This is a genomic window from Shewanella canadensis, assembly GCF_003966225.1.
GTDB lineage: Bacteria > Pseudomonadota > Gammaproteobacteria > Enterobacterales > Shewanellaceae > Shewanella > Shewanella canadensis.
In genome coordinates this window covers 25,576-37,262 of sequence record NZ_RXNU01000001.1, presented here as the reverse complement: position 1 = coordinate 37,262, position 11,687 = coordinate 25,576, and the positions used below count along the sequence as shown (strand labels likewise).

At 44.9% G+C, this 11,687-nt stretch carries 6 protein-coding genes; 2 read left to right on the top strand and 4 right to left on the bottom strand.

The features are described 5' to 3' along the window. Nucleotides 1–180: 180 nt before the first annotated feature. On the bottom strand, nt 181–2,793 hold the full coding sequence (locus EKG38_RS00135; protein WP_126517556.1) for a bifunctional diguanylate cyclase/phosphodiesterase: 2,613 nt from the start codon (nt 2,791–2,793) through the stop codon (nt 181–183). 543 nt (nt 2,794–3,336) lie between these two features. Further along, nucleotides 3,337–4,401, bottom strand: a complete 1,065-nt coding sequence (hemE, locus tag EKG38_RS00130) for a uroporphyrinogen decarboxylase (RefSeq protein WP_126517554.1) — start codon at nt 4,399–4,401, stop codon at nt 3,337–3,339. Nucleotides 4,402–4,926: 525 nt separating this feature from the next. On the opposite strand from hemE, the gene EKG38_RS00120 reads away from it, so the two are divergent. Further along, nucleotides 4,927–5,394: an Rsd/AlgQ family anti-sigma factor gene (locus tag EKG38_RS00120; RefSeq protein WP_012140789.1), complete on the top strand. Its 468-nt coding sequence runs from the start codon at nt 4,927–4,929 to the stop codon at nt 5,392–5,394. 180 nt (nt 5,395–5,574) lie between these two features. Here the strand turns inward: EKG38_RS00120 and acnB are convergent, their stop codons facing one another. Then, nucleotides 5,575–8,172 carry a bifunctional aconitate hydratase 2/2-methylisocitrate dehydratase gene (acnB, locus tag EKG38_RS00115; protein WP_126517552.1) on the bottom strand — a complete coding sequence of 866 codons (2,598 nt, stop codon included), beginning with the start codon at nt 8,170–8,172 and terminating at the stop codon, nt 5,575–5,577. 415 nt (nt 8,173–8,587) lie between these two features. Here acnB and hxpB point away from each other — a divergent pair, with 415 nt between their 5' ends. After that, the gene (gene hxpB, locus EKG38_RS00110) at nt 8,588–9,253 is read left to right on the top strand and encodes a hexitol phosphatase HxpB (protein WP_126517550.1); all 666 of its coding nucleotides are present in this window, start codon (nt 8,588–8,590) and stop codon (nt 9,251–9,253) included. 169 nt (nt 9,254–9,422) lie between these two features. Here the strand turns inward: hxpB and EKG38_RS00105 are convergent, their stop codons facing one another. Beyond that, nucleotides 9,423–11,477, bottom strand: coding sequence for a M13 family metallopeptidase (locus tag EKG38_RS00105; RefSeq protein ID WP_126517548.1), 2,055 nt, complete (start codon nt 11,475–11,477; stop codon nt 9,423–9,425). Nucleotides 11,478–11,687: the final 210 nt, after the last annotated feature.

Sequence of the window (11,687 nt, the reverse complement as noted above, 5' to 3'; positions counted from 1 at the left end):
GAAACATTCCACTGCAACATAGACTTTTAAGGCCTGATATTCTTGAGTATCAGGCCTTATTCTTATCTACTGAATGACTATCTAGTGAATTGTCATCGACTGAAATATGGTAGTAGCATCAACAAGTTCATTGGTTGTACAATCATTAGCAAGACTAAGCCAGACTCTTAGCTTCAAGCTTCAGGCACTGACAAGCTCAAGGGTAGGCTTAGCTTGCAACTGCTGCCCTCTTGACCGCCAAAGTTCCATATAAGTGTCTAAAGGTTTAGGACGACCTATAGCATAGCCCTGAGCATAGTTAATGCCGATATCTTCAAGTCTGTCGATAATATCCTGATTCTCAACAAACTCCGCAACCGTCTCTATCCCCATCACACCACAGACATCATGAATGGACTTAACGATGGCAAAGTCTTTTGCATTAGTCGCTAAACTTTTTACAAAGCAACCATCAATTTTGACGTAATCAACAGGAAGCTCTTTCAAGTAGCCATATGAGGCGAAGCCTGTTCCGAAATCATCTAAGGCAAATGAAAAGCCCAGTTTGCGCAGGTAATTGAGCATATCCATGGCTCGATTTCTATTTTGAATTGCACTGGTTTCAGTGATCTCAAAACAGATACATTTGCTCGGGATCTCGAAGCGCTTGAACTGTTCGGCAATGTACTCCACCATGCCTTCGGCACCTAAGCTATTGCCGGAAAGGTTAATCGAGATGCAGTGATCATCCCAAATCTCCTCATGGAGAGACAGCCACAGGAATGCCTTTCGAATGACCTCTTTATCGACATCATTCATTAGCTTAAAACGCTCTGCTGCTTCGATAAACTGGGCTGGGGATAAGATACGCCCACAAGGCTCCTGAATGCGAAGTAAGATCTCCATACGCTGACGATGCTCGCCCGGACCCATGCCTTTGATTGGCTGGTAATAGAGCAGTAGTTCATTATGCTCTATCGCCTGACCAATTCTCACCGCCCACATAGGCGCGTTGCGCTGATAGATGGATTCTTTATCGTTATCATCGTAAAAGTGAACTTGATTGCAGCCTTTTCGCTTAGCGGCAATACACGCCACATCGGCATCCTTAAGCATCTCTTTCGGACTGATGTAGGGTGCCCGAGCAATAGCCACACCGGCACTAATTCCGACCTTATAGTGGCACCCATTATCGCGCAGTACCTGCATTGAAACACTCGCAGTGACTCTTTTTACAAGTTGAGCCACCTCTAACGCGTTATGATCCCTAATCGCTAATCCAAACTCGTCTCCCCCAAGCCTGGCTAGCATCTCATCCTTGCTCAAACAAGATTGCATCGCTTTGGCCACCATTGCCAACATGGTATCTCCGGCGCTGTGCCCGCAGGAGTCATTGATTAACTTAAACTGCTCAAGGTCGAAATAGCAGATCGCGATAGATTGAGCATCATGGCTAAATTTTTCCAACCTCTCTTCGAAGGCGCGACGATTCAGCAGTGAAGTGATGGAGTCGATATTAGCCTTTTGTCTGAGCTGCATTTTAAGTAACTCTTCCTGGGTAACATCACGAAGCACAATCACAGTACCTATCACTACCCGCTGATGATTAAGCAAATTACTGATACTGCGCTCCAGGATTCGAGTCTTGTCAGTTTTCAGTTTTAATTTACTCAATATGGGCGCTTGAGCCTGACTACGCATAAACTCACGCAGCTCATCTTTGATACTTTTGTCAGTTGAAAGCAATGAGTCCACGGTCACACCGATGGCATTATTACTTTTCACTCCTAATAATTGCTCGGCCTGAGGGTTTAGGTAAACGACCTTAGCCTCTATGTCGGTTAGAATAACCGCCTCGGCAATTGACTCCAGCGTCGTCTTAAATCGTTCTTTTTGTTGAAAAATTCTAGCCAGCAAGGTGTTAACCCTATCAGCCATGATGACAAGTTCAGAGCAACCACTACCGACAAGCGGAGTGTAGGTTTTGGCGATGGGATCGATATCTGCAACTTGAGTCATCAGTCGACGGAAGGGGCGAATAAGCCCCATTTTTAGCCAGATATAGCCGATGATGAGTATCAATAACCCGACGCCAACGATAGAGAAGGTCACCAGATCATATTTCAATTTTACCTGGTTAAACGCAGCTTCTGAAAACTGAACTTCCAGATATGCTGGTCTTTCAGAAATCAGGCTTGGCACTTTCAAACTGAATATAGGATTATCACTATAGGCATCAAGAGTCTCAATTGCCTCCCCCTGTACCATATCGATGTTTGAGACTAAACCTTTAAGGCCATAGGTAGAGAGATAAGCGGGTGTAAGCCTTCTGGCTAATACGACCGACCTGCTCTGTGAAATAGGCACTAAGCTGACGATAAAGCTCTTATCCTGCAGCATATAAATACCTGACAGGGCTTGAGTCGTATCTTGTAGTAGGGCAGGAATAGAGTCGAATCCAAATGACGTGACGTCATCATATATGGGGGAAAATGGCTGCAGTTCACCATTATTCAGATAAAACAAACTCAGATGATCGGCAAGCAGACTATCACGCCAGGCTTCATCTAATGAAACTCTCTCTTTGATGGCAAGTTTTGAAAGGGGTAAAGCGTAGACTTTTGCTAATAATTCGAGCTGCTTTATATCTTTTTCTATCTGGGATTGAATCGTGCTTAGCTCAATATTGACCGCACTTTGTTTAAATGTCTCTACCCTGTGATCGAACCACATGCTTAAACAATAAGAGACAGAAATCACCGCGGGCAGGCAGAAACCTACAATAAAGACGATTAACTTTTTGCCTATACGCATCTTATACCAATTTCAATGAACATTTTTCACTCAGAGCCGATATGGCATTTCAATTTTAAGGGGTTTGATGGGTGTCATCTAATCCTTGAGCGCCCTAATCGATTATGCTGTTACCTTGCACACTCCCGGTGCAAAAAACTCAGACTTACATTGAAAACTTGCTACCTAATAACAACGACCAAAAAACTCACAACTAAAGCCCTGACAACTGCATAAAAAAATAACTAAAGAGAGTCATCATAACTTCGGCATGCAAAATAGCGCATTTACAGACAGGATAAAACCCGTTTTGCTTTACTCGTTGCTAAAGTAGTCAATAGCCTGCATTTATCTGATTTTGTAAGCCTTGATATAGCGCATTAAAAGATCTGTAATCCACATATATCGGATGAAAAACAGATGAAAATCACATCCAGAAGTTCGATGTGGACACTTTTGTGATAATTTCGCGATACTCAGGTGACCCCCTCTTAGCCACAATCAATAAAAAGGCCCGCAATATGCGAGCCTTATTAACACAACAAGAGTACTAAAGGTTATAGATTACTTGTGGTATTGAGCCGATAACTCGTGCACAGACTTAATGAAAGAACCTGCGTGCTCCGGATCGACATGCTGGTGAATACCATGGCCCAAGTTGAACACGTGACCTGTACCTTCGCCGTAGCTTGATAGGATCTGATCCACCTCTTGATGGATGCGCTCAGGAGAAGCATAGAGTACCGATGGGTCCATGTTACCCTGAAGGGCCACTTTATGACCAACACGACGACGTGCATCACCGATATCAACAGTCCAATCCAGACCCAGTGCATCACAGCCTGTTTCAGCCATTGATTCTAACCATAAACCGCCACCTTTAGTGAACAAGGTAACCGGAACCTGGCGGCCATCGGCGTGACGAGTCAAACCATCGACAATTTTTTGCATATAACGTAATGAGAACTCACGGTAAGCGTGATGTGAAAGTGCACCACCCCATGAATCGAAAATCATTAATGATTGAGCACCGTTAGCCACTTGAGCGTTTAGGTACAAAATCACTGAGTCAGCAAGTTTATCGAGTAGCAGGTGCAATGTCTTTGGCTCTTCGTAGGCCATCTTCTTGATCTTCTCGAATGTCTTGCTTGAACCACCTTCAACCATATAAGTCGCCAGTGTCCATGGAGAACCTGAAAATCCAATTAACGGCACTTCGCCTTTTAGCTCACGACGAATAGTGCTAACGGCACGCATGACGTAACCGAGCTCATCTTCAGGATCCGGGATTGATAGCTTCTTGATCGCATCGATCGTATCGGTCGGACGCTGGAAACGTGGGCCTTCACCCGTTTCGAAGTACAGACCTAAGCCCATAGCATCTGGTATGGTCAAAATATCCGAGAATAGGATTGCTGCATCGAGATCATAACGTCGAAGTGGCTGAAGTGTCACTTCACAAGCCAAATCCTGATTCTTACACAAAGACATAAAGTCACCGGCTTCTGCACGTGTGGCTTTATATTCTGGAAGGTAACGGCCAGCTTGACGCATCATCCAGACAGGTGTTCTGTCGACAGGCTGTTTTAGTAAGGCGCGTAAATAACGATCATTTTTTAATTCTGCCATTTGGCTCTATTCCTAGATTTATTGATTTCCGCTGGGTCAGTAGTTTAGCATTTACGCGAATAAAGTAACCTCTATCAGCTCATTTATGTGACATTAACCTCTTCATACTCAAGGCAGATTAATCTGCTACCCACTGACCCATCTCTGTATTCCCCGCCGTACTTAGAGTGAGAAGCATCGGGATGTAAATACCTTGGCCAAAAATAGGCGTTAATGTTCTCAATATGACAGAAAAAAGTTGCACACGTCTTCAGCCTTTGGTATAAAAAGTCTGCGCTAGCAAGAACAATCAAGAAGCTCGTCGCATCGAGCCAGCAAAACCTTTACTCGCCCAGCGATAGCATTCTATCGCTGGGCATTTTATTTTTGGCTGTTTAATTCTCCGATTCCCACATTTTTCGGTATACAAAATAATCATATCTTCGAATTAATAATATCTGCCTAAATAAGCGAATAATGGTTGATCATTACCCTAGTTGTCACCTACATTAGGAGTCAGGGAAGAACTCTTTAACGGGAACTATCATGCTAAGACAACTAGAGAAAGCCGAACAAAAATGGGGTGGTTCTAACACACTTATCGATCATTGGCTCAATAACCGTCGCAAACTACTCGTGAATTATTGCCAGATCGCAGGCATTCCTCCCTATGAACCAACCGAAAAATCACTGCCAGCAATTACCGCAATCAAAGAGTTTTGTGATCTCTTAATGGATTATGTTTCTGAAGGGCACTTCGAGGTTTATGATCGTGTCGTAACCGCCTGTGAAAAACATGGGATTTCGAGTCAAACCCTTGCCCAGAATCTGGTTCCCCGCATCAGTGAAACTACAGACTCAGCCTTAGATTTCAATGATAAATATACCGAGTTCGTAGATGATAAAGTGTTATTCCAGCTAGATAAAGATCTATCATCTTTAGGACATGCGATGGAAACACGATTCGAATTAGAAGATCAATTGCTGGAAGTGCTGCACACAAAGCACTCATAATGCGGTTCTAGGTTCTAAAAAGTTTAATAAAAAAGGCTAGATTCATCGATATGAATCTAGCCTTTTTTGTTGGTTTGCTGCACTGAAATACCAATCGGTATAACTATCAATACAACGCCCAAAGGGACAAAGTCCACCTTCTAAGCTAATGCTTTAAGTGGACCCCGACCCGTCCTGATTTTATACCGCAGACTGGAAGATAACTTCGCCCGCTTTTTCAGTATAAGAACTCATCTTATCGAAGCTTAGATAACGGTATGTATCGGCAGCTGTTGCATCTAACTGCTTAGCATACTCCTGATACTCATCAGAACTTGGCAGACGACCGAGGAGTGCTGCAACCGCGGCCAATTCAGCCGATGCCAAATAAACATTAGCACCTGTACCCAAGCGGTTAGGGAAGTTACGAGTCGAAGTCGAAACTACTGTCGCACCATCGGCAACACGAGCCTGGTTACCCATACAAAGCGAACATCCGGGGATCTCAACACGTGCACCAACGCGACCGAAGATAGCGTAATAACCCTCTTCAGTGAGCTGATCACGATCCATCTTAGTTGGAGGCGTGATCCATAGACGCGTCGGTAGCGTCGTAGCAAACTTATCCAGCATCTTACCCGTAGCACGGAAATGACCGATATTAGTCATACAAGAACCCACGAAAACTTCGTCGATCTTAGTATCTTTAACGTCTGATAGCAGTACCGCATCATCAGGATCATTAGGTGCACAAAGGATTGGCTCTTTAATGTCATTCAAGTCAATTTCGATAACCGCGGCATACTCTGCATCACTGTCGGCTTCCATCAACTCTGGGTTTTCTAACCACTCTTGCATCGCGATAATACGACGCTCGATAGTACGACGATCGCCATAACCTTCGGCTATCATCCACTTCAACATCACAATGTTAGAGTTCAGATATTCGATAACAGGCTCTTTATCCAGCTTGATACTACAGCCTGCAGCACTACGCTCGGCCGATGCATCAGATAACTCAAATGCCTGCTCAACTTTCAAGCTTTCCAAGCCTTCGATCTCAAGTACACGACCAGAGAAGAAGTTTACTTTACCCTGTTTTTCAACGGTAAGTAGACCCAGCTCGATCGCTTTATGCGGAATCGAATGGACAAGATCACGTAACGTGATACCTGGCTGCATTTCACCTTTAAAACGAACCAAGACTGATTCAGGCATATCGAGCGGCATTACGCCAGTCGCAGCGGCGAAGGCCACGAGGCCCGAACCTGCCGGGAACGAAATACCTAACGGGAAACGAGTATGTGAATCACCACCGGTACCTACGGTATCAGGCAGTAGCATACGGTTTAACCAAGAGTGGATAACACCATCACCAGGACGCAAAGAGACACCACCACGATTCATGATGAAATCAGGTAGAGTGTGGTGCGTATTCACATCAACAGGCTTAGGATAAGCCGCTGTGTGACAGAAAGACTGCATAGTCAAGTCGGCACTGAAGCCAAGACATGCAAGATCTTTAAGCTCATCACGGGTCATAGGACCGGTAGTATCTTGCGAACCAACCGAGGTCATCTTAGGCTCACAGTATTGACCAGGACGGATACCGGTAACGCCACAGGCCTTACCAACCATCTTCTGAGCAAGGGTATAACCTTTGCCGGTATCGGCTACATCTTGTGGTAATACGAAAACGGTTGATGCTTCAAGCTTTAGCACTTCACGGGCACGAGCAGTCAGGCCACGACCGATGATCAATGGAATACGGCCACCAGCGCGAACTTCATCCATTAACACGGCAGTTTTAAGTGAGAACTCAGAGATAACTTCATCGCAGTCATGACGCTTAACGACGCCCTGATACGGGTAGATATCGATAACATCGCCCATATTCATCTTGCTAACGTCGAGTTCGATAGGCAGTGCACCTGCATCTTCCATCGTATTGAAGAAGATTGGTGCGATCTTACCGCCCAGACAGAAACCGCCAGCGCGCTTGTTTGGTACATTAGGGATATCATCACCCATGAACCAAAGCACCGAGTTAGTCGCAGATTTACGTGAAGAACCGGTACCGACAACATCACCAACATAAACTAATGGGAAACCCTTAGTCTTAAGCTGATCAATTTCTTTAATTGGACCGATCACACCGGCCTCATCGGGTACAATACCTTCACGGGCATTTTTTAGCATAGCTAAAGCGTGCAATGGGATATCCGGGCGTGACCATGCATCGGGAGCAGGAGACAAGTCATCTGTGTTTGTCTCACCTGATACTTTAAATACCGTCAGAGAGACCTTCTCTTCAAGCTTAGGGCGGTTAAGAAACCACTGCGCCTCAGCCCAGGAATGAACAACCTGCTTAGCAAACTCATTACCGGCTTCCATCTTCTCTGCTACATCGTGGAAAGCATCAAACATCAACAGAGTTTTAGATAGGGCAGCTACGGCCAAAGGCGCCTGCTCTGCAACATCTAGCTGAGCGATGAGCGGTTGAATATTATAACCGCCCAGCATGGTGCCAAGCAGTTCAACGGCGCGAGCCGATGACAGAATAGATGACTTGGCTTCGCCTTTGGCGACAGCATCCAGGAAACCAGCTTTAACATAAGCGGCTTCATCGACACCTGGTGGAATTCTATTTTCCAGCAGGTCCAGGATAAACTCCTCTTCTCCTGCAGGTGGGCTCTTAACCAGCTCAACGAGTTCGGCGACTTGGTGGGCATCTAGTGGCTTAGGGACTACGCCCTCTGAAGCACGCTCTTCGACGTGTTTACGATATGCTTCTAGCACGGCAACATTCCTCTTTGTTTGGCGTTCTAACAACGAAACTGCACGTCTTCATAAATGAAGCTCACAGTCCTGCAGGCTCGACCCTTATTTCTGCTCGGTATTATACAACAGGTTTACAAAAGTTTGAATCAGATCACACTCTTATGGGTCATAAACAGGTGATAAACCCGCCAGCTTGCTTGGGGGGAACTGTAATTTAATCGTTACTCATGAAAAATGTAATTAGACAATAGTTTTAAAAAACAATTAAACCGATTAAAAGCAAATAGTTAATAACAGACCTTCAACCAACAAAATCGGTAAAAAAGGCAGTGAAAAATAAAATTTATTAGCAGAAATACTCCCAATATCATGCGAAAATGATGATAATTGATAGTACTATTCACCGTAGTTATATTGAACATACCGGAGCCCTATGACCTCTTCACGACTATCGGCCATCATTTTCGATATGGATGGCATACTTATCGACTCAGAGCCGACCTGGCAGAAAGCTGAATTTCAGACCATGAAAGAGCTGGGATTAGAGATAAGTTTTGACGATACCCTTCAAACGACAGGTCTGAGAATCGATCAAGTTGTGAGTTATTGGTATCAACGTTTCCCCTGGGATAATTATGACAATAGGGAAGTGGCCAAGAAGATCGTCGATCAGGTTGTTAGCTATATTCACAAAGACGGTATTGCCATGGCGGGAGTGATCTCTGCATTAGATTACTGTCGGGAAAAAAATCTTAAAATCGGTTTAGCCACCTCTTCATCACACGCTATCGTCGATGCTGTTTTAAACAAGCTAGATATCAACCATTACTTTAACTCGACTCAATCGGCCGAGCACTTAGCCTATGGAAAACCACACCCGGAAGTGTACCTAAACTGTGCACTGGAGTTGGGCATATCCCCTACGAAATGTATCGCTGTCGAAGATTCATTCAACGGACTCGTCGCCGCCCGAGCGGCAAACATGCAGACTTTAGCTATCCCCGCACCAGAGCAACAACTCGAATCTAAGTGGATTATTGCTCATCAGCAGCTAACCGATCTCACCAAGCTTCCTGAGTATTTAGATGGGAAGATATAGGTTTTAGGTTTTAGGCCCTAGATCAAAGCGCAGGAGAAAGGACGCGACTTTTGTCCTAAGCTCTGTCTGTTTGAAATAAAAAGCCCATCTCAAGAGATGGGCTTACTTTAATGATCTCTATCGAGATAACGTCACGAAGTGGTATCAATAGAGATGCGCAGCAGATCTATTACCAGATCTTAACGCGATCTTCAGGGCTCAGGAACATCTTATCACCCTCTTTCAAGTCGAATGCTTGATAGAAGGCAGGGATGTTTCTAGGCGTGCCCATGGCGCGGAAGTGACTCGGTGAATGAGAGTCGGTCATCAGACGACGGCCCAGCTCTTCATCACGATAATTACGACGCCATACTTGCGACCAACCAATAAACAGACGCTGTTCACCGGTTAAACCTTCAATTACAGGTGATTCTTTACCGTTCAGGCTCAAATGATATGAACGAGCCGCAACAGTCAGACCACCTAGGTCACCGATATTCTCACCGAGGGTCAGATCGCCATTGACGTGTTTGCCAGGTAGTGCTTCATAAGATGAGTACTGTGCAGACAGTTGAGCCCCGCGCTTCTGGAATTCCTCACGGTCTTTATCCGTCCACCAATCGCGCAGGTTACCATCGCCGTCATACTTAGCCCCTTGATCATCGAAGCCATGACTAATCTCATGACCGATAACGGCACCAATACCACCGTAGTTTATCGCATCATCGGCATCCATATTAAAGAAGGGAGGCTGAAGAATTGCAGCGGGGAATACGATCTCGTTCATCACAGGGCTGTAGTAAGCATTTACTGTTTGTGGCGTCATATGCCACTCAGTGCGATCGATAGGCTTACCTAGTTTATTCAGCATGGTTTTATATTCGAATTTAGAATAGCGCTGAATATTCCCCACAAGCTGATCTGCTTTAATACTTAGGTCGGTGTAATCCTTCCACTTATCAGGATAACCAATCTTATAGGTAAACTTAGACAACTTTTCTTGAGCCGCAATCTTAGTTTCGGGCGTCATCCATTCGAGTTCATTGATACTCACCTCAAATCCTTTAATCAGATTTTGAATGAGCTCTTCCATCTTCTCTTTTGCCTCTGGCTTGAAGTGTTGTTTCACATACTCCTTACCCACAAGCTCACCAATGACCTGATCCGCGGCATCGACAGCCTTCTTCCAGCGTGGCTTCTGCGCTTCAATTCCCATCAAGGTTTTGCTATGGAAAGCAAAATGAAGATCGACAAAGTTCTTGCTCAACAATTCCCCGTAACTATCAACAAGATGGAAAGATAGGTAATCCTGCCACTCGCTCACAGTAAACTCATTGAACTGAGCACCCAATTTTTCAAAATAGGAAGGTTGACGCACAACGGCTTCTTTTACCGAACTCATATTGGCATTAGCGGCAAATTGAGCAAAGTCAAAATCACTCACTGTAGCCTGTAGCTCGGCGCTGTCCATCATGTTGTAGCTCTTATTCGCGTCACGCGACTCGACACGGCTCCACTGGCTCTGTGCGATAAAGTGCTCAATCTTAGCTACGCTGGCTGCCACTCGCTCAGCATCTTGACTGCCGGCTTGCGCCATAATATCCGCAACATAGGCATTCAGTGCGGCTCTGTTAGCGACAAACTTTTCGTCATCTTTCAGGTAATAATCACGATCGGGTAGGGTTAAACCAGACTGATATAGGTAGACCGCATATTGGCTTGAGTTTTTAGCGTCGTTGTTAACGTAGAAGCCAAATGGCATCTGTACACCACTATTTAGCAGACTCCCCATCAAGCCGGCGATATCTTTGTGAGTCTTTGCCGAAGAGATATCGGAAAGCTGATCGCTTAACGGGCTGATGCCTAGCTTCTCGATGACATCAGTATTCATATAGCTGGCATAGAAATCACCCACTTTTTGCTCACTGGAGCCCTCAACTTTATCTTGCTTAGCCGCTGCTTCATCGATAATCTTTTTCAGTGCGTTTTGGCTCTGCTCATAAAGCACTGAAAATGCGCCATAGTTAGACTTATCCGCAGGAATTGGAGTATTAGCAAGCCAATGGCCATTTACGCTGTAGTAAAAATCATCTTGATGGCGAACCGCATTATCGAAGTTCTCTTGTTCGACTCCCGACACCTTAGCCACTTCCTGAACGATTATTACTGTTGGCTCGTTACTGCTACAGGCAGCAAGACCTAAGCTAAGTGCAATACCAACGGCCAGTTTACTTACTCTTTTCATTTTCATCCCCGTTCTGTCCTTTTGATGTATAGAGTCTCCTATGATGGAGCTTTCTATAAAATTATCCGATGACACACTACCACTGAGCCATTTATGCCTACAGTAAGTTTTTGTAACTTTGTATGAATTAATACCAATCGGTATAAAGGTGTGGTCACTCAGCGAGAGTTTAGCACTTGTGGGGCAAGGCCCTTTATTGCTCCTGCATAA

Coding starts and splice junctions, on each gene's coding strand:
- EKG38_RS00120 (WP_012140789.1), top strand. CDS start 4,927: ATGCTAAGACAACTAGAGAAAGCCGAACAAAAATGGGGTGGTTCTAAC.
- EKG38_RS00135 (WP_126517556.1), bottom strand. CDS start 2,793: ATGCGTATAGGCAAAAAGTTAATCGTCTTTATTGTAGGTTTCTGCCTG.
- hxpB (WP_126517550.1), top strand. CDS start 8,588: ATGACCTCTTCACGACTATCGGCCATCATTTTCGATATGGATGGCATA.
- hemE (WP_126517554.1), bottom strand. CDS start 4,401: ATGGCAGAATTAAAAAATGATCGTTATTTACGCGCCTTACTAAAACAG.
- EKG38_RS00105 (WP_126517548.1), bottom strand. CDS start 11,477: ATGAAAAGAGTAAGTAAACTGGCCGTTGGTATTGCACTTAGCTTAGGT.